Origin of the sequence: Paraburkholderia metrosideri, from assembly GCF_904848625.1 — a bacterium.
In the GTDB taxonomy this organism is placed as follows: domain Bacteria; phylum Pseudomonadota; class Gammaproteobacteria; order Burkholderiales; family Burkholderiaceae; genus Paraburkholderia; species Paraburkholderia metrosideri.
This window is the reverse complement of sequence record NZ_CAJHCP010000001.1, coordinates 1-25763: the sequence shown is the minus strand read 5'-3', so window position 1 is coordinate 25763 and position 25763 is coordinate 1. Positions and strand designations below refer to the sequence as shown.

General features: G+C 60.6%; 24 protein-coding genes and 1 pseudogene. 11 read left to right on the top strand and 14 right to left on the bottom strand.

The features are described from left to right. Positions 1 to 30: 30 nt before the first annotated feature. Together LMG28727_RS00125 and LMG28727_RS00120 are read left to right on the top strand one after the other, a co-directional pair. Entirely contained in the window at positions 31 to 780 is a 750-nt protein-coding gene (locus LMG28727_RS00125) for a MotA/TolQ/ExbB proton channel family protein (protein WP_201640284.1), read from the top strand. A gap of 16 nt (positions 781 to 796) precedes the next feature. After that, positions 797 to 1216 carry an ExbD/TolR family protein gene (locus LMG28727_RS00120; RefSeq protein ID WP_201640283.1) on the top strand — a complete coding sequence of 140 codons (420 nt, stop codon included), beginning with the start codon at positions 797 to 799 and terminating at the stop codon, positions 1214 to 1216. Positions 1217 to 1563: 347 nt separating this feature from the next. Here LMG28727_RS00120 and LMG28727_RS00115 read toward each other — a convergent pair whose 3' ends face one another. Continuing rightward, positions 1564 to 2550, bottom strand: a complete 987-nt coding sequence (locus tag LMG28727_RS00115; RefSeq protein ID WP_201640282.1) for a LysR family transcriptional regulator — start codon at positions 2548 to 2550, stop codon at positions 1564 to 1566. A 122-nt stretch (positions 2551 to 2672) separates the two neighbouring features. On the opposite strand from LMG28727_RS00115, the gene LMG28727_RS00110 reads away from it, so the two are divergent. The 4 genes from LMG28727_RS00110 to hemP all read left to right on the top strand — a co-directional run bounded on the left by LMG28727_RS00110 (position 2673) and on the right by hemP (position 5312). Next, a complete protein-coding gene (locus tag LMG28727_RS00110) occupies positions 2673 to 3551 on the top strand; it encodes a pirin family protein (RefSeq protein ID WP_201640281.1) in 879 nt (292 codons plus the stop codon). A gap of 329 nt (positions 3552 to 3880) precedes the next feature. Then, a complete protein-coding gene (locus LMG28727_RS00105) occupies positions 3881 to 4279 on the top strand; it encodes an OsmC family protein (RefSeq protein WP_201640280.1) in 399 nt (132 codons plus the stop codon). Positions 4280 to 4356: 77 nt separating this feature from the next. After that, entirely contained in the window at positions 4357 to 4839 is a 483-nt protein-coding gene (locus LMG28727_RS00100) for an SRPBCC family protein (RefSeq protein WP_201640279.1), read from the top strand. A gap of 209 nt (positions 4840 to 5048) precedes the next feature. Further along, positions 5049 to 5312: a hemin uptake protein HemP gene (gene hemP, locus LMG28727_RS00095; RefSeq protein WP_201640278.1), complete on the top strand. Its 264-nt coding sequence runs from the start codon at positions 5049 to 5051 to the stop codon at positions 5310 to 5312. Between the two features lie 271 nt (positions 5313 to 5583). On the opposite strand, the gene LMG28727_RS00090 is transcribed toward hemP, so the two are convergent. The 5 genes from LMG28727_RS00090 to uvrB all read right to left on the bottom strand — a co-directional run bounded on the left by LMG28727_RS00090 (position 5584) and on the right by uvrB (position 11371). After that, positions 5584 to 6990, bottom strand: coding sequence for a 4Fe-4S binding protein (locus tag LMG28727_RS00090; protein ID WP_201640277.1), 1407 nt, complete (start codon positions 6988 to 6990; stop codon positions 5584 to 5586). Beyond that, positions 6987 to 7841 carry an FTR1 family iron permease gene (locus LMG28727_RS00085; protein ID WP_201640276.1) on the bottom strand — a complete coding sequence of 285 codons (855 nt, stop codon included), beginning with the start codon at positions 7839 to 7841 and terminating at the stop codon, positions 6987 to 6989. Before LMG28727_RS00085 ends, LMG28727_RS00090 begins: the two co-directional genes overlap by 4 nt. A 76-nt stretch (positions 7842 to 7917) precedes the next feature. Beyond that, positions 7918 to 8250 carry a cupredoxin domain-containing protein gene (locus tag LMG28727_RS00080; RefSeq protein WP_201640275.1) on the bottom strand — a complete coding sequence of 111 codons (333 nt, stop codon included), beginning with the start codon at positions 8248 to 8250 and terminating at the stop codon, positions 7918 to 7920. A gap of 134 nt (positions 8251 to 8384) precedes the next feature. After that, positions 8385 to 8933 (bottom strand): iron transporter, encoded by a 549-nt coding sequence (locus LMG28727_RS00075; protein ID WP_201640274.1) that lies wholly within the window; start codon positions 8931 to 8933, stop codon positions 8385 to 8387. A gap of 347 nt (positions 8934 to 9280) precedes the next feature. Continuing rightward, positions 9281 to 11371 carry an excinuclease ABC subunit UvrB gene (gene uvrB / locus LMG28727_RS00070; protein ID WP_201640273.1) on the bottom strand — a complete coding sequence of 697 codons (2091 nt, stop codon included), beginning with the start codon at positions 11369 to 11371 and terminating at the stop codon, positions 9281 to 9283. 509 nt (positions 11372 to 11880) lie between these two features. Between uvrB and LMG28727_RS00065 the strand changes: the two genes are divergently transcribed. Then, the gene (locus tag LMG28727_RS00065; RefSeq protein WP_201640272.1) at positions 11881 to 13080 is read left to right on the top strand and encodes an amino acid aminotransferase; all 1200 of its coding nucleotides are present in this window, start codon (positions 11881 to 11883) and stop codon (positions 13078 to 13080) included. Positions 13081 to 13208: 128 nt separating this feature from the next. Here the strand turns inward: LMG28727_RS00065 and LMG28727_RS00060 are convergent, their stop codons facing one another. Together LMG28727_RS00060 and LMG28727_RS00055 are read right to left on the bottom strand one after the other, a co-directional pair. Continuing rightward, complete coding sequence (locus LMG28727_RS00060) at positions 13209 to 14447, bottom strand: DUF3734 domain-containing protein (protein ID WP_201640271.1); 1239 nt, start codon at positions 14445 to 14447, stop codon at positions 13209 to 13211. Positions 14448 to 14457: 10 nt separating this feature from the next. After that, complete coding sequence (locus LMG28727_RS00055; RefSeq protein WP_201640270.1) at positions 14458 to 15255, bottom strand: 3-hydroxybutyrate dehydrogenase; 798 nt, start codon at positions 15253 to 15255, stop codon at positions 14458 to 14460. A gap of 223 nt (positions 15256 to 15478) precedes the next feature. On the opposite strand from LMG28727_RS00055, the gene LMG28727_RS00050 reads away from it, so the two are divergent. After that, positions 15479 to 16450 carry a potassium channel beta subunit family protein gene (locus LMG28727_RS00050; protein WP_201640269.1) on the top strand — a complete coding sequence of 324 codons (972 nt, stop codon included), beginning with the start codon at positions 15479 to 15481 and terminating at the stop codon, positions 16448 to 16450. Positions 16451 to 16690: 240 nt separating this feature from the next. Then, positions 16691 to 17536: a 23S rRNA (adenine(2030)-N(6))-methyltransferase RlmJ gene (locus LMG28727_RS00045; protein ID WP_201640268.1), complete on the top strand. Its 846-nt coding sequence runs from the start codon at positions 16691 to 16693 to the stop codon at positions 17534 to 17536. A 43-nt stretch (positions 17537 to 17579) separates the two neighbouring features. On the opposite strand, the gene LMG28727_RS00040 is transcribed toward LMG28727_RS00045, so the two are convergent. The 4 genes from LMG28727_RS00040 to cueR all read right to left on the bottom strand — a co-directional run bounded on the left by LMG28727_RS00040 (position 17580) and on the right by cueR (position 20344). After that, on the bottom strand, positions 17580 to 18626 hold the full coding sequence (locus LMG28727_RS00040; protein ID WP_201640267.1) for an ABC transporter substrate-binding protein: 1047 nt from the start codon (positions 18624 to 18626) through the stop codon (positions 17580 to 17582). 259 nt (positions 18627 to 18885) lie between these two features. Next, positions 18886 to 19236, bottom strand: coding sequence for a hypothetical protein (locus LMG28727_RS00035; protein WP_201640266.1), 351 nt, complete (start codon positions 19234 to 19236; stop codon positions 18886 to 18888). A gap of 229 nt (positions 19237 to 19465) precedes the next feature. Continuing rightward, positions 19466 to 19612, bottom strand: coding sequence for a DUF3563 family protein (locus LMG28727_RS00030; RefSeq protein ID WP_201640265.1), 147 nt, complete (start codon positions 19610 to 19612; stop codon positions 19466 to 19468). 306 nt (positions 19613 to 19918) lie between these two features. Next, complete coding sequence (gene cueR / locus LMG28727_RS00025) at positions 19919 to 20344, bottom strand: Cu(I)-responsive transcriptional regulator (RefSeq protein WP_201640264.1); 426 nt, start codon at positions 20342 to 20344, stop codon at positions 19919 to 19921. A 123-nt stretch (positions 20345 to 20467) separates the two neighbouring features. Between cueR and LMG28727_RS00020 the strand changes: the two genes are divergently transcribed. Then, entirely contained in the window at positions 20468 to 20710 is a 243-nt protein-coding gene (locus LMG28727_RS00020; RefSeq protein WP_201640263.1) for a heavy-metal-associated domain-containing protein, read from the top strand. A gap of 13 nt (positions 20711 to 20723) precedes the next feature. Continuing rightward, positions 20724 to 21674 carry a dTDP-4-dehydrorhamnose reductase family protein gene (locus LMG28727_RS00015; RefSeq protein ID WP_201640262.1) on the top strand — a complete coding sequence of 317 codons (951 nt, stop codon included), beginning with the start codon at positions 20724 to 20726 and terminating at the stop codon, positions 21672 to 21674. A gap of 25 nt (positions 21675 to 21699) precedes the next feature. Here LMG28727_RS00015 and LMG28727_RS00010 read toward each other — a convergent pair whose 3' ends face one another. Together LMG28727_RS00010 and LMG28727_RS33940 are read right to left on the bottom strand one after the other, a co-directional pair. Beyond that, positions 21700 to 25335, bottom strand: a complete 3636-nt coding sequence (locus tag LMG28727_RS00010) for an error-prone DNA polymerase (protein WP_201640261.1) — start codon at positions 25333 to 25335, stop codon at positions 21700 to 21702. A 5-nt stretch (positions 25336 to 25340) separates the two neighbouring features. Further along, positions 25341 to 25763 (bottom strand): annotated as a pseudogene (locus LMG28727_RS33940) (Y-family DNA polymerase); the annotation flags it as partial.

The following is a 25763-nucleotide window of genomic DNA, read 5'->3' as shown; positions in this document are numbered from 1 at the left end:
TGAAGCAGATTTTAAAAATAAGGAATTGCAATGCAAAACTACGGATTGGCGCACGTGTGGGCGCAAGGGGATTTCGTGACGCGCGGTATCGCGCTCGCGCTGTTGATCATGTCGGTGATGTCGTGGAGCGTGATCGTCATCAAGGCGTGGAACGTGATGCGCCTGAAGCGCCTCACGAAGAATGCCGATCAGGCGTTCTGGCATTCGGACGATCTCGCCGACGGCATCAAGAAACTCGGCGCCGGTTCGTCGACGCCGCAGGACAACCCGTTCCTCGCGCTCGCGCTGTCGGGGCAGGAAGCGGCCGATCACCATCATCAGACGCAACCGCATCTGCACGACCGTATGGACGTGTCGGATTGGGTCACACGCTGCCTGAAAGACACGATGGACGAAAGTGTCACGCGCATGCAGAGCGGCCTCGCGATTCTCGCGTCGATTGGCAGCACGGCGCCGTTCGTCGGTCTGTTCGGCACGGTGTGGGGCATTTATCACGCGCTGCTGGCGATTGGCGCAAGCGGTCAGTCGTCGATCGACCAGGTCGCCGGTCCGGTTGGTGAAGCGCTGATCATGACCGCATTCGGTCTGTTCGTCGCGATTCCCGCTGTGCTCGGCTATAACGCACTGACGCGCGCCAACAAGGCATTCGTCGCCAAGCTGAGCCGCTTCGCGCACGGTCTGCATGCGTTCTTCGTGACGGGCGCACGTTTGTCGTCGTCCAAGCGCGGCGCTGGCGCAGCGGCTGGCGACGGCCTGCGTCTCGCGACCCGCGTCAACTGATCGACGAGGCAATCCGATGGCAATGAGCCCCTTCGCCGGCGACGATGACGACGGCCTGATGAACGAAATCAACATGACGCCGCTCGTCGACGTCATGCTGGTTCTCCTGATTGTTTTCATGGTGACGATTCCGGTGATCCGTCACGCGGTCAAAATCGATCTGCCGCATGCAAGCAGTCAGAAGGAAGACACGAAGCCCGCGCAGGTCACCATCGCGATCGACGCGGACGGTAACGTCATGTGGGACGACCAGAAGGTCGACGACGCGACGCTGAACGCAAAGATCGCCGCGGCCGCGCAAGCAGAGCCGCAACCGGAACTGCATCTGGACGCGGACCGCAAGGTCCCGTACGAGAAAGTGGCGCAGGTGATGTCGGCGGCGCAAGCTGGCGGCCTCACCAAGATCGGCTTCGTCACGCAGCCGACCAAAAAGTAACAAAAGCCCTTAAAACAAGGGCTAAAAGTAAAAGGCCTTCATCGTCAGATGAAGGCCTTTTTTTGTGCGCACTCGGCGCCTTCGGGCGGCGTGATCATTTGCCCTCGGTCGAAGTATGAGGGCTACTAGAATCATCGCATGCGACAGCCGTGATCGACACGGACAGCGCGCTCAGCCCTATCAGGCCGACTATCATAGCGGCCATGAGTTTTCGCATAAGAGACTCCTTAGCGAAGGGATTTCACTATAGGTCCGCGAACGCGCGCATTCAAGAAAACAGCCATTGAAAGTACTCATGACAGTCCGCGCTTAAATGCTAAAAACGATGCTGCGATGCTTGGGACCTGCTATATCGCCGTAGCGAACGACGCTTGTGCCGCGGCTTTGGCTTCTCGCACCGGACACTCGCCCATGATGTGTTTTCCATCGTCGGGATCGAGCATTTCAACCAGATAATCGACGAACGCACGCACCGCCGGCACCATTCCCTGGCGCGACACGAATACCGCGTACAACTGCGGCGTGGGAAAGGTCCAACCCGGCATGACCGGCGACAACTGCCCCGCACGCAACGCGGAGCCATACATCATTTCCGGTAATGCAGCGATGCCGACGCCCGAGAGCACGGCTTCGCGGATCGTCATCAGATCGGCCGTCACGAGGCGTGGATCGTGCTCATGCGCGTGACGTGTGCCGTCCGGTGAAATCAGGTTGTACACGTGGCGTCCGTCGCCGGTCGGCACGTCGAGCGTTTCGAAGCGATTCAGATCGGCAGGCAGCAACGGCGGCGCATTCTGCTGCAACAGACTGGGCGCGCCGACCAGCATCTGCTGCGTGCGCCATAACGGCCGCACGACAATGTTGGCGTTTTCCGGCGGATCGGAGCGCACGCGCAGCGCGACGTCGATGGAATCTTCGAACAGATCGACCACCCGGTTCGTCACCCGCATCACCACTTTCACCTCGGGATAGCGGTGCATGAATTCCGGCAGGATGGTCGACAGAATGGTCTGCGAGATCGTGACCGGCACGCTGACCCGCACCGTGCCGCGCGGCGACGAGCGTAGCTGCTGCACGACGTTGACCGCCGCCTGCGCCTCGCTCAGCATCGCCTGACAGTGCTGATAGAACAGTTGACCGGCCTCGGTCAGCGCCAGCTTACGCGTGGAGCGCTGCAACAAACGCACGCCGAGCGACGCCTCCAACTCGGTCAGACGGCGCGACAACCGCGACTTCGAGATGCCCAGCACCCGCTCGGCCGCGGAAAACCCGCCGTGTTCGACGACCTGCGAAAAGTACATCAGGTCATTCAGGTTATGTGAATCGATCTTCATCTCATCGTTCCAGTAATAGAACAATCCATTGCGTGACGGCGGCTGGCACCTCGAAAAACGGTCCCTATAATAGCTCCATGTTTCAAAAATAACGCTATTCCCCATTTTTCAAGGTGACTTTGATGACTTCGGCACGCACGATCGAACGCACGTTTCCCGCCGTACGCACGACCGAAGGTGGCGGCTTCGTCGTCCACCGTCCGTTTCCTACCCGCTTGTTGATGGATTTCGATCCGTTTCTGCTGCTCGATGAAATGGGCCCGATCGACTACGCGCCAGGTGAGGCCAAGGGCGCGCCCGATCATCCGCATCGTGGCTTCGAAACGGTGACGTATGTGCTCGAAGGCCAGTTCGGCCATAAAGACTCGGCCGGCCATTCCGGCACCCTGCATGCGGGCGACGTGCAATGGATGACTGCCGGCGCGGGTGTCGTGCATAGCGAGATGCCCGATCCCTCGTTCGTGCGGACCGGCGGACGCGTGCACGGCCTGCAACTGTGGGTGAATCTGCCGCGCCGCGACAAGATGATCGCGCCGCGTTATCAGGAAATGCCGTCTTCGAGCATTCCGGTCGCGACCTCTGCGGACGGCAAGGTACGCGTCAAGGTAATCGCCGGCGAAGCGCTCGGTGTGAAGGCCGCGATCGAAACGCGCACGCCGATCCTGTATCAGCACTTCTCGTTGCAACCCGGCGCAACTGTCACACAGCCGGTGCCCGCGGACTATCGCGTGTTCGCTTATGGATTGTCTGGCAAGGGCCTTTATGGCGAAGGCGAAGCGAAGCAGGAAATCGACGCGCAGAAGATGGTGGTGTTTCAGAACGACGGCGACTCCGTCACGCTGACCGCCGGCACGGAACCGCTTGAGGTGCTGTTGCTGGGTGGCGTGCCGCTGAAGGAACCCGTGGTGCGCTACGGTCCTTTCGTGATGAATACGGAGGACGAAATCCGCCAGGCGGTGGTGGATTACCAGGCTGGCCGTATGGGCGAGATATCGCACTGAACCCGACGCGTGGCGTTCGCGACGAGCGTCGCGTCGAGGTGGGGGAGATTGCCGGGCGAATCGCTCTACCCCCACCTTTTTCAATCGCCTCGGCCGGACGCGGTTAAAAATACATAGGCGACTCAGATGCCACAAACAGCGCGCTACGCCTGCCGTTTCCCGTGCAGGCCCACAGACATCCCCCACCTTCACGCAGGTCAGCACGAAGGCGCCAACCCCGGTAATTCCGTTCACTTTCGTTCACAATAGCGGCTCGAACCGCGCGTCTCGCCGTTTTATCGCAATGAGCGTTGGCGCGCGGCGATTTTCCGTCCTGTTCAGGAGCGCGCATGGCAGAGCCCACCGTCACCGCCCACATCGGTTCGACGAATTACCAGGTCTTATTTGACGACGGCAAGCACACGTGGCTGGCCGACGAACCCGAGTCGCTCGGCGGCGGCGATCGCGGTCCGACGCCCGTCACGCTGTTGCTGTCGAGTCTCGGTGCGTGCACGTCGATCACGCTGAAAATGTACGCTCAACGCAAGAACTGGCCGCTCAACGATGTGCGCGTGACCCTGTCGATCGAAACTGGCGCCGAAGGCTCGACGATCGACCGTAAGATCGTGCTCGAAGGCGATCTGTCCGACGAGCAGCGGGAACGGCTCTTGCAAATCGCCAATGCGTGCCCAGTTCACAAGATTCTCACGCATTCCATCACGATCCGTTCGGGCCTCGCCGTCGCATAATGCGGCGAGGGGCTGAAGAGCCGGCCCGGTTCGCACGGGCCGCACGTGTTGCAACGCTTTCATAGGACGCTGTCGTCTTGAATTTCGAACACCTTATCCAGATCAACGATCCGTTGAATCCATTCGTCGACTCGATGACCCGCGACCAGTTGTGGGAGGGTCTCGTGCTGCGCGCCGAGCAGCCGCAACTGTTCGTGATGGGGCTCGACAGCTGCACGATTCTGTCGCGCGAAGGCAATGTGCTCGAACGTGAGCTGCATTATGGCAAAGCTACCGTGCGCGATCGCGTCACGCTGGAGGAAAGCCGCAGCGTGCGCTACGACATCCTGCCGACCGCAGATTACGTGGGCGGCTCGCTGACCATGACGATCGAGCAGCCGGACGAGTTGCAACTGTTCCTGCGCTTCGAGTACGCGACCACGCTGCCTGTTTCTACCGATCAGGACGCGGTGCAAACGCAGGAGATCGTGAAGTCCGCGTATCGGGAGAACGATATCGACACGGTTCGGCTGATCCGCCAGTACGTGCAGACGAAGCAGGCGCCGGGTTCGTTGCATTGAACCACTCGTTGCCCTGAACGCTGCGCGGACGCCCTGTCCGCGCCGCCGTCCGCCTGCCATGAGGCCGCTAGCCATGAGCGGCCTCGTTCGATCTGCTACTCCTTTCCACCCGACTATCAGAAATAGAAACCGATCAATTTCTCTTCCTTGTAAATGGGAATAGTTATCATTTAGAATTAATCCATCGAATCGACAAACACCTAAAACGAATGACCGATCTCAACCGAACCTCTACCCTCAGCCTGCGCCGTTCGGCAGCCGCGCTGACCAGCCGTCCGAAAGCGTCGACGGCGAGCACCTCCGCAGCGAAGCCTGCCGCGGACCGTGCGAGCGGTTCGGCCGAGACGTCTTCGGAGCGCTCGGTCCGCAGCGACGCACTGCTGCAAGGCCACAGCCACATCAGCATCTTGCATAACGGCGAAACCTACCAGCTGCGTGCCACGCGCTTAGGCAAGCTGATCCTGACCAAGTAAGAACGAATTGCAGTCAGTACCGGGTATTGTGGGGACCACCTCCCAGAGAGGTGTTAGGCAGTAGCCAGCAACGACGGCTTGCACGTGAGAACTAGACCCCTTCGTGCAGACACCAAGCCAGCCGTCGCAGCAAGCCAGGCCGCTTTTTTTGGTTCTCACCCAATGCGATTGCACGACATGCCGTGTAACGCTAACGCAGAAAATGAAAAGCCGTGGGATCATCTCCACGGCTTTTTTTATGCAGCGCCAAGGTCGGCGAAAAGCTTGGGCGTTACTTCGACGACCAGCCCCAGAACATCAACCACCACGCGCTATCGACTACCGCCAATGCCGCAACGAACCACACCATCGCAATACCGCGTTGAATGAATCGCTCGCTATAACGATGGGTGACCAGCCACGCGAGCCACGCGCTCCACAGGTTGGCAATCGCCAGAATCGCAATGCGCATGTCCGACGCCCACCACAGCGACACGTGCTCGGCGCGCAGCAACGACAACGTCGTAGCGGACAGGCCGAGGAACACGCCGGTGCCTGCAATCGGAATCAATGCCTGCGTCAGATGATGCAAACGCACGGTGTTGAAGCGCCCGAGCATACGCGTCGCGCCCGCCAGCAATACCAGCAATGTCGTGCCGTACACCAGCGCGGTCGCGAGGATGTAGCCGATCACCATCGTGCCGTCGAGCCACGAAAACACGTCGTTCTGTTCGGGATAGTGCGTGAACAGGAACCACGGCGCGTTGGTGTCGAGCGGCCAGAGAATGTTGTGATCGACCAGCCAGCCGGCGAAGAACATCTTCAGGTCGACGAACCAGCGCGAAGCGGTCCAGTGGAATGCGCCAATCGCGATGCCGAGCAGACCGTACAGGATCAACGCGGTGTCCCACGCATTGGCCTGCTTGTCGCCAAGCTGCACCACTTCCGACGACGGCTTGCGCCAGGTCAACGCAATCGCGTCGCGGTGTCCGCTGCAACGGCCGCACATATGGCAGTCCGATGCGCCCTTCATGTTGCGTAACGGCACCAGTGGCGCGCAATTGATCGGGATCACGCGATGCCCATGCTCGCCGTTCTTGTACGAGCGGCGCCACGCGTCTTCATCGACCTTGTAGTGAAACGGCGCGAGCCGCGCCAGAAGCGAAAAAACCCCGTTGACGGGGCACAGATATTTGCACCAGACGCGTTTCTCCCGGCCGTATAACAAGCCGATGATGATCGCCGCGAAGGTCGACCCGCCCAGCACCAGCAGCACCGCTTTCGGATACTGGTAGACGCTCACCATCTGACCGTAGATCGTGGTGATGCCGAACGCGACGAACGGCCAGCCACCCCAGCGCATCCAGCGCGGAATCGCCCGGCCGCGGCCGAATTTACTGGCGAACTCGGCGAGCGCGCCTTCCGGACACAGCACGCCGCACCAGACGCGGCCGAGCATCACCATCGACAGCAGCACGAACGGCCACCAGATGCCCCAGAACACGAACTGCGCGGCGAGCGTCAGGTTGTTCCATAGATGCGCGGTATCGTCCGGCAGCGGCATCAGCACCGGGACGATGATCAGAAACGCATACACCGCGACCACGACCCATTGAATGCCGCGGATCACGGCGCCGTGCCGCTGCATCCACTGCCCAGCCGCCGCGAGGCGGCCCGGACGGGTCATGACGGTGCTCATGCTGCGCGCCCTGCCGCCTGCTGCGCCGGCTTGCTGTTTTTTCGGTTGGCCCGGCGCACCAGCAGGTAGACGACCGCCCAGTAGACCGCGTAGGCAATCAGGTTCATCAGCGCCGGATGGGCGCGATAGCCGGTCAGCGTCGAGATCAGTGAACCGACGGTGCTGGAGTCATCGAGGAGCGCCGACGAATTCCATACCTGGTCGATGATGGTCGGCAGGATTTCCTTGTCGATCAGCTTGTCGACGCCGGTCTGGAACAGGCCCGCGCCGAGGAACAGCAGCATGATTTCGGTGACGCGGAAAAACAGCCGCCACGAGAAGATCTTGCCGCCCAGTTGCAGCACGTAGAAAGTCAGGAATGCGAGGCCGAGGCCGAGCGCGACGGCAAGCATCTGGCTGCCGCCCACATGACCCGACTGACCGAATCCGAGGCCGTACAGGAAGATCACTGTTTCGCTGCCTTCGCGTGCAATCGCGAGAGCGACCAGCAACGCGACGCCCCACCAGTTCGAGTCGCGCTTGCTCTTCTGCAGCGACTGTTCCATGTCACGCTTGAGGGTGCGGCCGTGCTGCTTCATCCACAGCACCATCTGCACGATCAGCACGCAGGCGACCAGCACCATCGCGGTCTGGAAATAATCCTGCGCGTCGCCCGACAGCACTTCGGTGAAACCGACCAGCGCGGCGCCCAGCGCCACCGCCGCGACCAAACCGGCCGCCACGCCACCCCACAGGTAAGGCAAACCGCGCCGCGCATCGTCGTCGCCATTTTTCAACCACGCGTACAGGATGCCGACGACCAGCAACGCCTCGACACTTTCCCGCCATACGACGAACAGAATCTGACCCATTCAAGCTCTCCCTTCGATCCTTCTACTGCCTGGCGAACGCGCCGCCTCTGCAGGGCCGGCGCGTGCGTTCAGACGATTACTTCGCGACGATTACGCCCTGCGCCTGCTGGTGGAAATCGTCGAAAAACTTGTATTCGCCCGGCTCCAGAGGAGCAATCACGACGAACGATTCGGCGCCCGGCGCCAACACCGTTTCTTTACGCAACTGCACGCTTTCGAATTCGGCCGCACCCTTGCCGACATTGCGCACTTCGATCTTGATACGCTTGCCCGACGGTACTTCGATGCGAGCCGGATTCAGCTTGCCGTCGTTCATTTCCAGCTTGAAGGTCGGCAGGTCCGCTGCGTGAGCTGCGCCAGCCAGCAAAGCCGTGGCGGCCAACATCGCGATCTTTCGGTTGATTCTCATTAGCCCTTCCGGAAAACGCGGCGCGCCGGGTCTGATCGCCTGCGCGCCGCCTGCTGCATTGACTCAATCACTGACCTGCCGATGCCTCACTGCCGCTTTTAAGGAGCGACGACGCACCGCGCGCCTGGCAGCGATCAGTAGCCACCCTTCTTGCCGATGCCGGCGAACGGGAAGTCATACTCGAGCGTGATCGGCTTGAACCACGGACCCACGCCGGTTTCCTTGTCGACGTGGCGGCCGAAAGCCATGTGGCCCATCTGCATCGGCGGTTCCACGATCATCTTCAGGTGATACTTGCCCGGGCCTTCCAGCTTCACGTTGTCACCGTAGTGCGGGCCGTCGTTGGCGACCATCGGCATCAGGTCGCCCTTCTGCACGTTCTTCGAGCCGACCTTGTTCAGCTCGTAGTGCACTTGCAGATACGGCATCCAGTCGCCTTCAGCGAACCCGGTCGGGTTGTTCTTGACTGCGTGGATGTCGGTTTCGAGGTGAATGTCCGAATCCGACGCCTTGCGCATCATGCCTTCCGGTTCCATCGTGATCGGCTGCAGATAGACGACACCGATTTCCATGCCGCCGTGAATCTGCTGTTTGGCGATCGGGTATTCCGCCGCCGTCGCCGACAACGCTGCCATTGCGGCAACGGCTGCTGCGCCACCGCGCACCACTGAAGAAATTCGCATTGAAACTCCTTGTTTTTATCAGACTGGATCAAACCCATTGGAACAGTTGGTCGCGCATGTCTGCGCGCAGCGGGTTCCACCGGCCTCAACGGGCGATCGACCGTCCGCAAACCGCATAAACGGAAACGTTAATGCGAACCATTCTCAATATTGACGGAGTTTATCATTGATCTCCAGGGACGACAAATTGCGGAACGCCCCAATCCTTGTCGCGAAAGGGTCTTAAGGGTGTTTTAAGGAATGGCGCGGGTAAGCGCTTAAGACAGAGGAGGCGATCGCGTCTGGCCGCTCGCCGTCTGCAATTGACGGGGCGCGGCACATAGCCACGCCCCAATGAGAAAAACGTCTTAGACCCCGGAAATGTGATCGCCGACGTTCGCGCCAAACACGCGTTGGCGCAGCAACGCCAACTGGTCGCGGGTCTGCGCGGCCTTTTCGAATTCGAGATTTTTGGCGTGCTCCATCATCTGCTTTTCGAGGCGCTTCAGTTCCTTGGCGAGTTGCCTCTCGGACATGTCCTCGAATTTCGCGCGGGTCTGCTGCTCCTTGAGTTCGGCGCGCGCGTCGTCGACGTTGTACACGCCGTCGATAATGTCGCGAATCCGCTTGACCACGCCGCGCGGCGTAATGCCGTTCTCCAGGTTGAACGCGATCTGCTTGGCACGCCGCCGCTCGGTTTCGTCGATCGCGCGGCGCATTGAATCCGTGATCCTGTCCGCGTACAGAATCGCCTTGCCGTTCACGTTCCGCGCCGCCCGGCCGATGGTCTGGATCAGCGAGCGTTCGGCACGCAGGAAGCCTTCCTTGTCCGAGTCGAGAATCGCGACCAGCGACACTTCGGGAATATCCAGCCCTTCGCGCAGCAGGTTGATCCCGACCAGCACGTCGAAGGTGCCGAGACGCAGATCGCGGATGATCTCGACCCGCTCGACCGTGTCGATATCGCTATGCAGGTAACGCACCTTGACGCCGTGGTCGGCCAGAAACTCGGTTAGCTGTTCGGCCATGCGCTTGGTCAGCACGGTGACCAGCACGCGGTCGCCCACCTTGACGCGCTCGTTGATCTCGCCAAGCACGTCGTCGACCTGAGTGCGTGCGGGTCGTACCTCGATTTCCGGATCGACGAGGCCGGTTGGCCGCACCAGTTGCTCCGCGACCTGACCGGCGGTCTTCTTTTCGTAATCAGCGGGCGTGGCCGACACGAACACGACCTGGCGCATCTTGCGCTCGAACTCGTTGAACTTGAGCGGACGGTTGTCGAGCGCGGATGGCAGGCGAAAACCATAGTCGACCAGATTCTCTTTACGCGCCCGGTCGCCGTTGTACATGCCGTTCAACTGACCGATCAGCACGTGCGATTCATCGAGCATCATGATCGCGTCCGACGGCAGGTAATCGACCAGCGTAGGCGGCGGCTCACCCGGGGCCGCGCCGGAAAAGTGCCGCGAATAGTTTTCGATGCCCTTGCAGAAACCCAGCTCCTGAAGCATTTCCAGATCGAAACGCGTGCGCTGTTCGAGCCGCTGCGCTTCGACGAGTTTTCCGCCGCTATAGAAGAACTCGAGCCGCTCGCGCAACTCGTTCTTGATCGTTTCGACCGCGCGCACCACGGTGTCGCGCGGCGTCACATAGTGCGACGACGGATAGACCGTGAAACGCGGAATCTTCTGGCGCACGCGGCCAGTGAGTGGATCGAACAGTTGCAGCGTGTCGACCTCGTCGTCGAAGAGTTCGACGCGCACCGCCATCTCGGCGTGCTCTGCCGGGAAAATATCGATCGTATCGCCCCGCACACGGAACGAGCCGCGCTGGAAATCGGCTTCGTTGCGGTTGTACTGCATCGCGATCAGCCGCGCGATGACGTCGCGCTGGCCCAGTTTGTCGCCGGTACGCAGCGTCAGGATCATCTGATGGTATTCGGACGGGTTGCCGATACCGTAGATCGCCGACACCGTGGCGACGATCACCACGTCGCGCCGTTCCATCAGGCTCTTGGTGGCCGACAGCCGCATCTGCTCGATGTGCTCGTTGATCGACGAGTCCTTTTCGATGAACAGGTCGCGCTGCGGCACATACGCTTCCGGCTGGTAATAGTCGTAGTACGACACGAAGTACTCGACCGCGTTGCGCGGGAAAAACTCGCGAAACTCGGAATAGAGCTGCGCGGCGAGCGTCTTGTTCGGCGCGAACACAATGGCAGGACGGCCGAGACGCGCGATCGTGTTCGCCATCGTGAAAGTCTTGCCGGACCCCGTCACACCGAGCAGCGTCTGGAACGCGAGACCGTCCTCGACCCCTTCGACGAGCGTCTCGATCGCCGTCGGCTGATCGCCGGCGGGCAGGTACGGTTGGTACAACTGGAACGGCGAGCCTTCGAACGTGGCGAATTTCGATTCGTCGAGCGTGTCTTCGACTTCAGTCAGATGTTGTTCGGACATGGGGGACGGCACCGGCCTTGGGCAAAGGACCATTCTAACGGGTTGCGGGAAACGCGCATTGGGTCGAGCTTGCGCGTGGATCGGGGTGGCTCGTGCAGGTTTTCAGGCGCCTCCGGTGGGCTTGCCGCCACCTGAGGCGAGACGCCGCTTCCGCCCCTTTGAAAAAACAGTCCGTCGCTTTTAGCTCACGGTTTTCGGGTCGTTTTCAGGACGTTTTCGAGTCGTTGCGCCGCGCACCCAGGCCACGGTCGAGCGCCGTGCAACGGCTTCGCCGGGCGCTTTCCACGCTGACCGGCTCCATCCACATGACGCCGGAGTGCCTGTTTTTCAAGCAAATAATCCCCTGTTGCGAGCCTTGGCGTCCTAAAAATGCCCGCGGATTCGTTACAATGCGAAGTTGCGCTCGCCCGCCGCTGTCCATCACCTGATCCGCGTTCTGCGTCATACGCGCCAGGCCGGGCCGCTCGCGCTCGAAGCCGCCCTCTTTTCACTACTGCTGCCCATCCATCATGTCTCTGTTCTCCGCCGTCGAACTTGCTCCCCGCGACCCGATTCTGGGCCTGAACGAAGCCTTCAACGCCGATGCGCGTCCCACCAAGGTCAACTTGGGCGTTGGCGTGTATTTCAACGAAGAAGGCAAGATTCCGCTGCTGCGCGCTGTCCGCGATGCTGAAAAGGCCCGCGTCGAAGCCGCGCTGCCGCGCGGTTATCTGCCGATCGAAGGCATCGCCGCTTACGATGCAGCCGTGCAAACGCTGCTGCTCGGCAACGACTCGCCGCTGCTCGCGGCTGGCCGCGTCGTGACGGCGCAGGCGCTGGGCGGCACGGGCGCGCTGAAAATCGGCGCAGACTTTCTGAAGCGTCTGAACCCGAATGGCAAGGTCGCGATCAGCGATCCGAGCTGGGAAAACCACCGCGCGCTGTTCGAAGGCGCCGGTTTCGAAGTCGTGTCGTACCCGTACTACGAAGCGGCAACGCACGGCGTGAACTTCGACGGCATGCTGAGCGCGTTGAACAGTTACGCGGCCGGCACGGTTGTCGTGCTGCACGCTTGCTGCCACAACCCGACCGGCGTCGACCTCTCGGTCGATCAATGGAAGCAGATCGTCGAGGTCGTGAAGGCGCGCAATCTCGTGCCGTTCCTCGACATCGCCTATCAGGGTTTCGGCGACAACATCGAAGCGGACGCAGCAGCCGTGCGTCTGTTCGCGGCATCGGAACTGAACGTATTCGTTTCGTCGTCGTTCTCAAAGTCGTTCTCGCTGTACGGCGAACGTATCGGCGCACTGTCGATCATCACCGCGAGCAAGGAAGAATCGACACGCGTGCTGTCGCAACTGAAGCGCGTGATCCGCACGAACTACTCGAACCCGCCCACGCACGGCGGCTCGGTGGTCGCAGCGGTGCTGGCTTCGCCGGAACTGCGCGCAACGTGGGAAGCGGAACTGGGCGAAATGCGCGACCGTATCCGCGCAATGCGCAATGGTCTGGTCGAGCGTCTGAAGGCAAGCGGCGTGGATCGCGACTTCAGCTTCGTGAACGCACAACGCGGCATGTTCTCGTACTCCGGTTTGACGGGCGCGCAAGTGGACCGTCTGCGTGAAGAGTTCGGCATCTACGCGGTGGGCACGGGCCGTATCTGCGTGGCTGCGTTGAACACGCGCAACCTCGACGTGGTCGCCAACGCGATTGCTCACGTGTTGAAGTAATTGAGCTTGGGCAGGAGGCGTTCGTCGCCTGCTCTGCTAGAAATGCTTGTGAAAGCGGCGCCCTTTCTGACGAAAGGGCGCCGTTTTTTATTGGCCGGACTTCGCAGGCGGTTTTGGCAAGCGCGGCTTCAACGCGAATCGCGATGAATGTCGTGCGTGACGAAGCCTGCGTCGTTATCAGGCATATCGAGCCAATCAGGATGCGCAAGCGAATGGCGGATATCGTCCAGCCCACTTTGCCAATGTTCACGCATGGTCGACAGACCAAACTGGAAGTCCTTGTAATGCCCCTCGTACTCCTTGTGCCGGTAGATGAGGTGGATCACGTTGTAGCGCTTCGAGCACGCGAGATCTTCGGCCAGTTTGCACCACGGGTCGTCGCGTCCTTCAGCGGGCACACGGTCCAGCACTTCGCGCAGCACGTGGCGGAACCGTTGTGATCGTTGCAGCATATCGGTCACGAGGCGCGTACGGCTCGAATACTGAATGTCTTTCATACGCCCCTGAACGTCGGTGATGTTGTCAGGCACCGGTCCGATCGCGCTCCACAGATCGACCTGGAACGCGAGCGTGTCGCGACGCGGCGTGGACTGAATCACCTCGTAGAGCGGCGTATTCGACATCAAACCGCCGTCCCAGTAAAACTGGCCGTCGATTTCAACTGCCGCGAAGCCCGGCGGCAACGCCCCTGACGCCATGAAATGCTCGGGCCTCAGCGTGGTGTGGGTGTTGTCGAAGTACGCAAAATTGCCGGTACCGCAATTGACCGCCCCCACCGACACGCGCATTTCCTTCGAGTTGATCCGGTCGAAATCGCAAAACGCTTCGAGCGTGGCCTTTAACGGCGTGGTGTCGTAGTAGCTGGCCTGTTGCGGCGGCCCGGACACCGTGGGCAACGGCGGCGGAAAGCGCGGCACGAAAAAGCCTTTCTGTCCTTCGACGATCGCGCCCATTGCCTGCGTTGCCGTGAACGCCTTGCGCACGGCATCACTGGAGTTGAACAGCGCGTGTTCGATGAACGCCGGCAACGGCGGCCCGAATGCCGGCTGGCAAATCGTCTCCCAGAATTGCAGCAGCCGTTCGACGCGTTTTCCAGGCGGATTGCCGGCAATGATCGCCGTGTTCAACGCGCCAATCGAAATGCCGGCGAGCCAGTTCGGCGCGATGCCCGCTTCGTCAAGTCCCTGAAAGACGCCAGCCTGATAGGCGCCCAATGCGCCGCCGCCTTGCAGCATCAGTGCGACGGTTTCGTAGTTAGGCAAATGGAGGTGCCGGCCCGGGCGTGCAGCGGTGGCCGGCCCTGCGCCCTCGCCTTCCCCGTCGCCGGGCGCGCCCACGCGCGCCCGCTTGAGATTGCGTTGCGCCATGGGTGGCTCCTTATTGCATGTACCAGCCGTGGCTCACAATAAAGGACTGGCCGGTCAGCGCCGCCGTCGGGAAGGTGGAGAGGAACAGCACCGTCTGCGCGACGTCTTCCACTGTGGTGAAAACGCCGTCCACCGTGCCGCCCAGCATCACGCGCTTGATCACGTCTTCCTCGCTGATGCCAAGTTCCTTTGCCTGTTCGGGAATCTGCTTGTCGACGAGCGGCGTGCGCACGAAACCCGGACACACCACATGCGAGCGCACGTTGTGCTTCGCGCCTTCTTTCGCCAGCACGCGAGCGAGGCCGAGCAGCGCGTGTTTCGCCGTCACGTACGCGGACTTCAGCGGCGACGCTTCGTGCGAATGGACCGAACCCATGTAGATCACAATGCCGCCGCGGTCGTCCTTGTACATATGCTTGAGCGCGGCCTTCGTGGTCAGGAACGCACCGTCCACGTGAATAGCCTGCATTTTCTTCCAGTCGGAAAACGAGTAGTTTTCGATTGGATTAACGATCTGGATGCCGGCGTTCGAAATGAGAATGTCGACCGAGCCCAGTTCAGCCGCGACCTTGTCGATACCCTGATTGACGGCTTCTTCGCTCGTGACGTCCATGGCCACGCCGATCGCCTTACCGCCGCCTTTCGTGATTTCCGCAGCCACGGCGTTCGCGCCGTCCTGATTCAGGTCGGCGATCGCAACCGCTGCGCCCGCCGCTGAAAGGGTCAGCGCAATCTGTTTGCCGATGCCGCTTGCGGCGCCAGTCACCACGGCGACCTTGCCATTCAGATTCATGTTCGTAGACGACATCCAGAACCTCCATGCAGTTGATGAGCAATGAAACCACGGGCCGCAAGCGCCGTGAAGTCAGCCAAACGGCATAGGCCATCCAGCCGAATGCTGCATTGCGGCCAACGCTGCTATTGTGCATGAACCCTGTGAACTCCATAGGTAAAACGCACATCGCGCCATATCTCTTTAAACTGGACGTTTTCGGTGAAATTCCCGTGACATCAACAACAAGGAGGCATGCATGAATTATCGACGTCTGGGCCGCTCCGGCCTGCAAGTCAGCGAACTGTCCATCGGCTCGTGGGTCACCTACGGCAGCCAGGTGGACACTCACGCGGCGCGTGAATCGCTCGCCGCCGCGCGCGACGCCGGCGTCAATTTCTTCGACAACGCCGAGGCCTATGCCGGCGGCAAATCCGAAGAAATCATGGGTCAGGCGCTGAAGGAACTGGCATGGCCGCGCGTGAGCTATGTGGTATCGACGAAATTCTTCTGGGGTCTCACGGAAGCGCCGAACCAGTACCACACGCTGAACCGCAAATACCTGCTGAACGCGATCGACGCTTCGCTCAAACGGCTGCAACTCGATTACGTCGACCTGGCGTTCTGCCACCGTCCTGATCCGAACACGCCGATCGAAGAAACCGTCTGGGCGATGAGCGACATGATCACGCGCGGCAAGGCGCTGTACTGGGGCACCTCCGAATGGAGCGCCGACGAAATCCGCGCCGCATACGACATCGCCGAACGGCACCATCTGCACAAGCCGGTGATGGAGCAGCCGCAATACAACCTGTTTAATCGCAAGCGCGTCGAAGAAGAATACAAGCGGCTTTACGAGGACATCGGCCTCGGCTTGACCACGTGGAGCCCGCTGGCGTCCGGCCTGCTGACCGGCAAATACCGCGACGGCGTGCCGGCCGACAGCCGCGCGCAATTGCAGGGCTACGACTGGCTGCGCAATATGGTCACCGACGCGGGCAAGAACAACGTGGTCGGCAAGCTCGGCGCCGTGGCGGACGAATTGGGCTGCACGATTGGTCAACTCGCGATTGGCTGGATCCTGAAGAATCCGAACGTCAGCACGGTGATCACGGGTGCGTCGCGGGTCGAGCAGATCGGTGAGAACATGAAATCGGCTGAGGTCGCGCAACGCATTACGCCGGAGATCAAGAAGCAGATCGAAGACATCATCGGCGACCTGTACGACTGACCGGACCTGCGTGAGAGCGCGTAGCATGACTGCCTGCGGCAACGGCGTGGTGCTACGCGGATCTGAAGATGGATCGCAAGAACTATCTTCAGGAGGAACTTCCCGCAAAGCGCATCGCGGCGTCGCGTACAATACGCGACCGCGCTGCGCACCGGCACTGTTTGTCCGTTGCGCAGCCGCCTTGCACCGCACCGCCGTATCCGTCCGGACCGGCATGGTCTCTTTCAGCGTCTCCTCATCATGCTCAGCTACCGCCACGCCTTTCATGCAGGCAATCACGCCGACGTTCTGAAACACGCCGTCGTATTGCAGCTCTTGCGCTACCTCGGCCAGAAGGACAAAGCCTACTGGTATATCGACACGCATGCGGGCGCCGGCGTTTACTCGCTGAAGGAAGGCTTCGCGATCAAGACCGGCGAGTTCCAGACCGGCATTGCCAAACTGTGGGAACGCAACGATCTGCCGCCGATCTTCGCCGACTACATCGAGGAAGTCAGTGCGCTGAACCCAGACGGCCAGTTGCGCTTTTATCCCGGCTCGCCGTATATCGCATGGCGGCAATTGCGCGAGCAGGACCGCATGCGGCTGTTCGAGCTGCACACCACCGAAATCGACGTACTGCGCCACAATTTCCGCGATGCGGGTCGTCGCGCGATGCTGTTCGCGGGCGATGGCTTCGACGGCATTATCACGTTGCTGCCGCCGGCGCCGCGCCGCGCGCTGGTGCTGCTCGATCCGTCCTATGAAGACAAACGCGATTACACGCGCACGCTGCGCTGTGTCGAAGAAAGTCTGAAGCGCTTTCCGACCGGCACTTATGCAGTCTGGTATCCGCAGGTGAGACGTCCGGAATCGCAGCGCTTTCCTGAGCAGTTGAAGAAACTGCAGGCGCGTAACTGGCTCCATGTGAGCCTGACCGTCAGCAACCCGCCGGCAGACGGCTTCGGGCTTTTCGGCAGCGGCATGTTCATTCTGAACCCGCCTTATACGCTCGCGAAAACGCTGAAGGAGCAGATGCCCTGGCTGGTTAAGGCGCTCGGCGAAGACAAGGCTGCGGAATTCACAGTGGAATATCGCGGCGATTGACGTTGCAGAGGAGTTCGGCGCTCAACGCTGCCTGCTCCTCCGTCTACTTGAACTGCGCCGCGGCTTTCTGGGCAAAGTCATTCGTATAAGTCGCGTTCAGATCGATCTTCTTCGCGTCCAGCCGGCTATCAAACGACGCTAACGCTCGCAACGAAGTCGCGGGCCCGTCTGCCGGCATCAATCCATCCGGCGAATAGGCGTCACGCACGTTGTGGAATGCCTCGACATACAGCGCCGAATCGTTGAGCAAATAGGCTGGCGGCACCATCTTCAGCAAATCAGCGTCGCTCGCGGTCTGCAGCCAGCGGTTCGCGTGCACGATCGCGTTGGCTAGTGCCTGCGTCGTCTTCGGATTCTTCTGGATGAACTCATCTGACGCATAGAGCGTCGCCGCAGGCATCGTTCCGCCGAACACATCCTGCGTGCCCTTCACCGTCCGCGTATCGATCAGCACCTTGATTGCGCCGCTGCGCGTGAGTTTGGTCATCATCGGATCGACATTGGAGAGCGCGTCGATCCGGCCGCCGCTCACCGCGGCCATCACCGTGGCGCCGCTGCCAACGCCGATCGCCGAGATCTCGTTGCGCTGCACGCCGGCTTTGCGCAAGGCCACGGTAAGAACGAGATCCGTCGACGAACCCGGCGCGCTCACGCCGACTTTGGCACCTTTGAAGTCAGCCAGCGTCTTGAGCTGATCGGCTTTCGACTTCAGTACCGCGACCACGATCTGCGGCGCGCGGCCCATCAGAACGAACGCACGGTAGTGTTGCCCTTTCTCCTGCATGAACAATGTGTGTTCGAACGCGCCGGCGCCTACCTCGGCACTGCCGCCCACCACCGCTTCCAGCGCTTTCGATCCGCCCGCAAAATCTTCGAGCGTAACGTCCAGCCCCTCCTCCTTGAAGTAGCCCAGTTGTTGCGCGGCAAGTACCGGCAAATAGTAAAGACCGGGCAAGCCACCGACGGCCAGGGTCAACTCAGGCGTTTCCGGGGTGTCCTTAGCGTGCGCGGCGCCGGGTAGCGCGACGGCAGCAAGCACGAGCAGCGCCACGCAGACGCTTGTGGCACGGCGCATCCAGTCAGCGTGCATCCAATCTCTCCTTGGTCCTTTTTATTCGATGCGACGGCGCTACACGATACGCATGACGCGGATCGCCAGCGAAAGGCCGCGCAACGATTGTCGTCGGACGATCCCGGACAGGCCATTCGCCGAAACCCCAATGGCACGCGGCAGTTCACCTCAAGTGCGAATGCACGAGCGCCCGACGACCGGGCGGCCGGCGTGCCGGAGAAGCTTTGACAGAAATGGAACAGAACAGAATTGCGGGAGGAACGCGCGCTGCGAATTCTTATTGCGGGCGGAGAATCGGACGTGGCTGCGGTTGCGGTCGCGGCATTGAGCCACCACCCACGGGAAGCTGGATATACGGCGCGACGACCATGGGTGTCGACGAATCTGGAGGCGCCAGCTCGGCGGGTGCGGCGATAGGCTGTGCGCCTACGATCGGCTCCCGCGAGAGCGGGCCAGTCTGGAGCATGGTGCCGCCCTGACCGTCGTAAATGCCGCCTTGCGAATCGAGGATGACCGGCCTGCGGGTGTTATCCGACGCGGCGAATGCCGTCGACCCGACAAGCATTGTCGTCAACGCAGCCAGAGCGGCCACGGCCAGATTGGATTTGAGCGGGCGGACAGAAGGCATAGGCGGACCGGTTGATTTGAAGATGCCGGATTGCTCGTGCAACGCTTTACCTTACCCCGGTGTGAGCCGCGCGGCTAGTCGAGATTCGCCAGGACTAGCTTTTGGACGCCTCAAAAGCGAGATTCAGAGGTCCAGATGTGACAAAGCCCCGCTTTTTGACGGGGCTTGACGCTTTACTGCAATGGCCGCGCGACAGACGCTGCCGGGTCCAGCATGACGCAACTGCAGCTTACAGCGAGTAGCCGTTGCTTTCGAGCGAGCGGATACGCTGTTCGAGTTGGACGATATCCGACGACGAAGCCAGATACGCTTCACGACGGTTACGTTCTGCAGTTTCAAACCACGTGCTCAGCTTTTCAAGAATGTACGCAAACATGATGTTCTCCAAGGATCAGATTGAATCCCCGGTGAAGTTGGACATCAGGGATTTCCCGTAAAAGGGTTAACCCGGATTATAACCCGAAGGTGCAACCTTGCTAGTGAAATGCCCGAATGACGTGCATTCCGTTTTGGAATGATGCACTTCCGTGGTGCATTCAAGCTGTTGATTTCACACGATTCCGTACGCATTTTTTTGCGCCTGTCGAAGTTGCCCTACGCTTTTACGCACTATAACGGTGCAAATGGCCGCCGGTTGCGCCAATTGTCTTCAAAAGGTTGCACCCACTCTTCCGCATCGAGCTCAACCGGCATGACAGCCCGGTTTCTCCGAAGCAGAATCCGTATCGGCGAGCCGTTCGATAATCGGACAATCGGGTCGGTCGTCTCCATGGCAATGGTCCGCAAGATGGGCGAGCGTGTCGCGCATGTCGGTCAACTCGGCGATGCGGCGATCCAGTTCTGCCACGTGTTCCAGCGCAATTCCTTTGACTTCGGCGCTTGCACGCGACCGGTCGTGCCACAGCGCGAGCAGCCGTCGAATATCCTCAACCAGAAAGCCCAGCCGCCGAGCCTGGCGGATAAAGCGCAGCGAATGGACTTCCTGCGGTCCATACACACGGTAGCCTGCGCTCGTACGCGCCTTCGCCGCCAGCAAACCCACACTTTCGTAGTAGCGAATCATCTTCGCCGTGACACCCGACATGCGAGCCGCTTCGCCGATATTCATGACTTTTCCTCACAAAGTGAATCGATCGTACACCTTCCTATGATGGGAAGGTCATCTACTCAAATACAGATCAGCAGGCATAATTCAACCATCGCCATATTGATTTTTCCCGAGGCAATCCCGATGACCATCGAATTCCACGTAGAAGGCATGAGTTGCCAGCATTGCGTCGCCGCCGTCACCAACGCGATTCGCGAGCACGACGACGCCGCGCAGGTCCAGGTGGATCTCGCGTCCGGCCGCGTCCTGGTCGACTCCACGCAATCGGTCGACGCGCTGAAAGCTGCGATCGACGAAGCCGGCTACACGGTCAAGTCCGCAGCAAGCGGAACGGCGAGCGGTCTGACTGGCAACGTAACCCGCTAAGCGAGCCCCGACCATGTTCAAAGTTGCTGTGATCGGCGCATCCGGGTTGCTTGGTCGCGCGCTGGTGAACGAACTTGCGCGGCAGGCTGATTGGCAAGTCGTTGCTACGTCGTTTAGCCGGCCGGGTCCGAATACGATTCCACTGGATATTCGCGACGCACAAGCAGTCGAGCAGTTTGTCGAACATGTGGCACCAGACGCGCTGGTGATTGCGGCGGCAGAGCGTCGTCCGGATGTATGCGAGCATGATCCAGCGCTGGCCCGCGCATTGAATGTCGACGCGGTGCGAGTGCTTGCCGCAGCGGCAAGCCGGCGTGGCGCGTGGACGTTGTCCATTTCCACCGACTATGTGTTCGACGGCACCCACCCGCCTTACGCGCACGACTCCACACCTGCGCCGCTCAATGCATACGGGCACAGCAAACTCGACGGCGAACGTGCGCTGATCGAAACGACCAGCCTGGGCTGCGTGTTGCGTTTGCCATTACTGTATGGACCTATCGTGAGCTGGGCGGAATCGGCTGTGACCAGCCTCGTGCCGGCGATTGCTGCATCGGCTTCCGCGCATGGAACGGGTGACACGAATGTCACGAATGGCAAGCCCGCCGTCATGGACGCGTGGGCGATCCGCTATCCGACCTTCACGCCGGACGTCGCGTTTGTGATCCGGCAGATGCTCGAACGACATGCACGCGGCGAGACGATTCGCGGCATCGTCCAATGGTCGGGCGACGAACCCATGACCAAATACGACATCGCCGTGCGCCTTGCCGACGCATTGCAACTCGATGCACACCTGACGCCGCAACACACGCCGACCGATGCGACGCCGCGCCCGCACAACTGCCATCTGGCCTCAGGCCAGCTAGAGGCGCTCGGGATCGGCCGTCGCACGCCGTTCGATACGGCAATCCGGCAGGTACTGGCCGCGTTTCCGTGGCGAGGTGAGACGCTGGCCACCTGACGCCGGTCAGCCAGTCAACCGGCCATCAATGAAAATCGCGGCTCGTCGTGGCCAGTTCGCCGAGCCATTCGCTGAGATCTTCGAGGCGGTGCGCGACAAGATGGACCACCTCGCCCTGGTTCTGCTGCCTGTTTGTTCTCGCTTTGTTATCGGCGTTGTCACCGCCGGTGGCCACACCGTCGTCGCGTTGCAAAACGCCATACACCGCTAGCAGCGTTGAGCCCAGCAGCGCCTTGCGCTGCTTTTCCACCAGCGAAGGCCAGACGATCACGTTGACCGAACCGGTCTCGTCTTCGATAGAAACAAACACGGTGCCGTTCGCCGTGCCTGGGCGCTGCCGCACGGTGACGATGCCGCATGCACGCACCAGCGCGCCGTGGCGGCCGTCGGCTAGCTGAGCCGCGGTGCGAAAACGCTGCTGCGCAAGACGTGCCCGCAACAGCGCGAGCGGATGACGATTGAGCGTCAAGCCGATACTTGCGTAGTCGTCGACGATCTCGCGGCTTTCAGTTGCCTGCGGCAACGCCAGCGGCGCTTCGGTAATCGGCGCGTCACGCAGCAGCTTCGGCACGATGTGTTGCGCACTCACCGCCCACCACGCCTCCCGCCGATGCCCAGCGATACCGACCAGCGCATTCGCCGCGGCCAGCGCTTCCAGATCGCGTCGCGTCAACGCGGCCCGACGCGCCAGATCGTCGACATTGGAAAACTGTGCATCTTTGCGGGCTGCCATGATGCGCGCGACCGCCTCTTGCGCGAGCCCTTTGATCAGATGCAGACCGAGGCGTACAGCGGGACCGCGCAAACCATACGTATTCGACGGCTGATAAATGCGTGCGGCCAATCGTTTTGCCGCCCCCCGGATCGTCCGGCTCACCGACAATCGCCGCAAAGACAGATCGCGCAATTGCTGCGCTGACAACACCGCCTGCTGACGACGCAAACATGTCTGCGCCGGCGAAATCCGCCGCCCTTCACATTCGCGCTGTTCGAAAGTCGACTCCCAATCGCTGTGTGTCACGTCGGGCGGTAACACCTTGACGCCGTGGCGTTTCGCATCCTGCACGAGTTGCGAAGGCGAATAGAAACCCAGCGGCTGACTGTTCAGCAAACCCGCCAGAAAAGCGGCCGGCTCATAGCGCTTCAACCATGCGCTGAGATAGACCAGCAACGCGAAGCTCGCCGCATGGCTTTCCGGAAACCCGTACTCGCCAAAGCCTTCGATCTGGCTGCAGATACGGTCGATAAACTCCTGCTCATAACCGCGCGCGCGCATGCGGTCGCTCAAATCTTTCTGATACTTCGCAAGATTGCCACTTCTGCGCCACGCGGCCATTGCACGTCGCAATTCATCGGCCTGCTCGCCGGTATATTTCGCCGCGACCATCGCCAGATGCATGACCTGCTCCTGGAAAATCGGTACGCCGAGAGTGCGTTCGAGCACGGGCCGCAATTCGTCTTTCGCGTAATCGATCGGCTCCAGACCTTGCTTGCGACGCAGATAAGGATGCACCATGCCACCCTGAATCGGCCCGGGCCGCACGATCGCCACTTCGATCACCAGGTCGTAATACTCTTTCGGCTTCAGGCGCGGTAGCATGCTTTGCTGCGCACGCGATTCGATCTGGAACACACCGATCGTGTCGGCGTGACCACACATCTCATAGACGCCGCGATCTTCGCGCGGAATGTCCTGCATTCTGAACACCGGAAACCCGCGCCTTAACGCGACAAATTCCAGTGCGCGTCGAATCGCGGACAACATGCCGAGTGCGAGCACGTCGACTTTCAGCAGCTTGAGCGCGTCGATATCGTCCTTGTCCCACTCAATCACGCTGCGGTCTTTCATCGTCGCGTTTTCGATCGGCACAAGCCTCGACAGCTTGTCTTTCGCAATCACGAAACCACCGACGTGTTGCGACAGATGGCGCGGAAAAGTGCGCAACTCGTTCGTGAGACGAATCAGATACTTTGTGATGTGAGAACTGGCGTCGAAGCCTGCTTCAGCCAGATAACTGGCAACCGCATCCGGACCATCCCACCATTGCTGCGACTTGCTGATGCGCTCGATCAGCGACGCCTCGAGGCCCAGCGCCTTGCCGACATCTTTCAGCGCACTGCGGGTGTGGTAAGTAATCAGCGATGCCGTCAACGCCGCCCGATGACGACCGTACCTCGTGTAAATATATTGAATCACCTCCTCGCGACGCTGATGCTCGAAGTCGACGTCGATATCAGGCGGTTCGTTGCGCGCGCGAGAGATGAATCGCTCGATCAGCATGTTCATGCTGATCGGATCGATTTCCGTGACATGCAGGCAGTAGCAGACAATCGAGTTCGCCGCCGACCCTCGCCCCTGGCACAGGATGTTTCTGGAGCGCGCGAAACTCACGATATCGTGCACCGTCAGAAAATACTTTTCGTATTCCAGATCAGCGATCAGGCTCAACTCTTTCTCGATCTGGCCGATCCGCTTCAGGTCCAGGCCTTTCGGCCAACGTTCCATGGCACCCGCCATGACCAGCTTGCGCAGATAGCTCGACGGTGACTCACTGGCGGGCACCAGTTCTTCCGGATACTCGTACGCGAGCTCGTTGAGCGAAAAATGACAGAGCGCAGCGATACGCAACGTTTCTTCGAGTGTGTCCCGTGGATACAGCTTGCCAAGCCGAACACGCGTGCGCATGTGCCGCTCCGCGTTCGCTTCGAGCGCGTAGCCGCATGCCGACAGTGGCGTGACGAGCCCGATCGCGGTCATCGTGTCCTGGAGAGGCTTGCGGGAGCGCGTGTGCATGAGCACGCCACCCGCTGCGACCAGAGGCAAGCCGCTCGCTTGTGAAATCATTCGCAACGCGTCGATCTGAAGATCGTCGCTGCCGGTTTGCCACAGCTCGAGTGCGACCCACGCCCGCCCTGTCGCGAACGATGCAAGCCAGTGCGCGCAACGCAACGTGTGCGAGAGCGTCGCGGTACGCTGCGGCACGAGGAGCAACACGCAATCGGGCAACGTTTTCAGATGCGCCAGATGCGGTAGTGAATCGGTAAAGTCTGATGGGCTGAGACGGTAGCTGCCTTTGTCCGCGCGCGATCGCGCCAGCGTGATCAACTCGGAGAGGTTGCCGTAACCGTTGCGGTTGGTGGCTAACGCCACCAGCGTGCAGAAAGGCTCGCCGTGTTCATCGGTCAGATTGAGTTCGCTGCCGATAATGAGTTGAGGGATGGGTTTGGAGGGGTCGGGTTCCTGGGATTCCTGTGGTTCCGGCTGGGCTTCGGGTTGAGTTTCTGCTTCGCTTTTTGCCTGGGTTTTTGTTGTTTGTTCTTGTGGGGTTGCGGCTTCCTTAAGGTTTTCCGGGGATGCCTGTGCTTCTGCGATGTCTGCAACTTCGGCGACTTTTGCCTTCTCGCGTTCTGTCTGCTGACGCTCCCGCTCATCTCTGATTTCTTTCAGCCTGACGTGAGCTCGCACGACACCCGCCAACGAGCATTCGTCAGTGATCGCGAGCGCGCTGTAGCCACGCGACATGGCCTGCTCGACCAACTCATACGGATGCGAAGCGCCACGCAGGAAGGTGAAATTAGTCAGGCAATGCAACTCTGCGTACGGCGGCAAGTGAGCGGTCGACGTCTGCTGAGCCAGTGGCGATGGATGAGAAGTTTTCATCGTGTTCAACCGAACAGGCCCTGCAAATACCATTCACCTTTCGTGCGCTCGCGATACACCCAGAACATGTGGCCACGATCGTCAGCGGCAACGTAGTAATCGCGCTCGACGATATCGCCGTCCCACCAACCCGCTTCGATCCGCTCGGTGCGGGTCAGCATTTTTAACGGCCGACGATAGACCGGACGCTGATCGCGCACCATCAGGCGTAGAGGTTTGTCGAGCATCCAGATGGGGCGCGGCTGGGTAGGTAAAGGGGTGTCAGGGAAGGCTAGGGATTGTTGGGCGTTGGAAGGTCCGGCGGGTTGGGTTGTGTTGGTTGTGTTGGTTGTGTTGGTTGTGTTGGTTGTGTTGGTTGTGTTGGTTGTGTTGGTTGTGTTGGTTGTGTTGGTTGTGTTGGTTGTGTTGGTTGTGTTGGTTGTGTTGGT

Bases quoted from the DNA above. Each gene is read 5' to 3' on its own strand.
- LMG28727_RS00125 (WP_201640284.1), top strand. From the start codon at position 31: ATGCAAAACTACGGATTGGCGCACGTGTGGGCGCAAGGGGATTTCGTG.
- LMG28727_RS00120 (WP_201640283.1), top strand. From the start codon at position 797: ATGGCAATGAGCCCCTTCGCCGGCGACGATGACGACGGCCTGATGAAC.
- LMG28727_RS00115 (WP_201640282.1), bottom strand. From the start codon at position 2,550: ATGAAGATCGATTCACATAACCTGAATGACCTGATGTACTTTTCGCAG.
- LMG28727_RS00110 (WP_201640281.1), top strand. From the start codon at position 2,673: ATGACTTCGGCACGCACGATCGAACGCACGTTTCCCGCCGTACGCACG.
- LMG28727_RS00105 (WP_201640280.1), top strand. From the start codon at position 3,881: ATGGCAGAGCCCACCGTCACCGCCCACATCGGTTCGACGAATTACCAG.
- hemP (WP_201640278.1), top strand. From the start codon at position 5,049: ATGACCGATCTCAACCGAACCTCTACCCTCAGCCTGCGCCGTTCGGCA.
- LMG28727_RS00090 (WP_201640277.1), bottom strand. From the start codon at position 6,990: ATGAGCACCGTCATGACCCGTCCGGGCCGCCTCGCGGCGGCTGGGCAG.
- LMG28727_RS00085 (WP_201640276.1), bottom strand. From the start codon at position 7,841: ATGGGTCAGATTCTGTTCGTCGTATGGCGGGAAAGTGTCGAGGCGTTG.
- LMG28727_RS00080 (WP_201640275.1), bottom strand. From the start codon at position 8,250: ATGAGAATCAACCGAAAGATCGCGATGTTGGCCGCCACGGCTTTGCTG.
- LMG28727_RS00075 (WP_201640274.1), bottom strand. From the start codon at position 8,933: ATGCGAATTTCTTCAGTGGTGCGCGGTGGCGCAGCAGCCGTTGCCGCA.
- uvrB (WP_201640273.1), bottom strand. From the start codon at position 11,371: ATGTCCGAACAACATCTGACTGAAGTCGAAGACACGCTCGACGAATCG.
- LMG28727_RS00065 (WP_201640272.1), top strand. From the start codon at position 11,881: ATGTCTCTGTTCTCCGCCGTCGAACTTGCTCCCCGCGACCCGATTCTG.
- LMG28727_RS00060 (WP_201640271.1), bottom strand. From the start codon at position 14,447: ATGGCGCAACGCAATCTCAAGCGGGCGCGCGTGGGCGCGCCCGGCGAC.
- LMG28727_RS00055 (WP_201640270.1), bottom strand. From the start codon at position 15,255: ATGTCGTCTACGAACATGAATCTGAATGGCAAGGTCGCCGTGGTGACT.
- LMG28727_RS00050 (WP_201640269.1), top strand. From the start codon at position 15,479: ATGAATTATCGACGTCTGGGCCGCTCCGGCCTGCAAGTCAGCGAACTG.
- LMG28727_RS00045 (WP_201640268.1), top strand. From the start codon at position 16,691: ATGCTCAGCTACCGCCACGCCTTTCATGCAGGCAATCACGCCGACGTT.
- LMG28727_RS00040 (WP_201640267.1), bottom strand. From the start codon at position 18,626: ATGCACGCTGACTGGATGCGCCGTGCCACAAGCGTCTGCGTGGCGCTG.
- LMG28727_RS00035 (WP_201640266.1), bottom strand. From the start codon at position 19,236: ATGCCTTCTGTCCGCCCGCTCAAATCCAATCTGGCCGTGGCCGCTCTG.
- LMG28727_RS00030 (WP_201640265.1), bottom strand. From the start codon at position 19,612: ATGTTTGCGTACATTCTTGAAAAGCTGAGCACGTGGTTTGAAACTGCA.
- cueR (WP_201640264.1), bottom strand. From the start codon at position 20,344: ATGAATATCGGCGAAGCGGCTCGCATGTCGGGTGTCACGGCGAAGATG.
- LMG28727_RS00020 (WP_201640263.1), top strand. From the start codon at position 20,468: ATGACCATCGAATTCCACGTAGAAGGCATGAGTTGCCAGCATTGCGTC.
- LMG28727_RS00015 (WP_201640262.1), top strand. From the start codon at position 20,724: ATGTTCAAAGTTGCTGTGATCGGCGCATCCGGGTTGCTTGGTCGCGCG.
- LMG28727_RS00010 (WP_201640261.1), bottom strand. From the start codon at position 25,335: ATGAAAACTTCTCATCCATCGCCACTGGCTCAGCAGACGTCGACCGCT.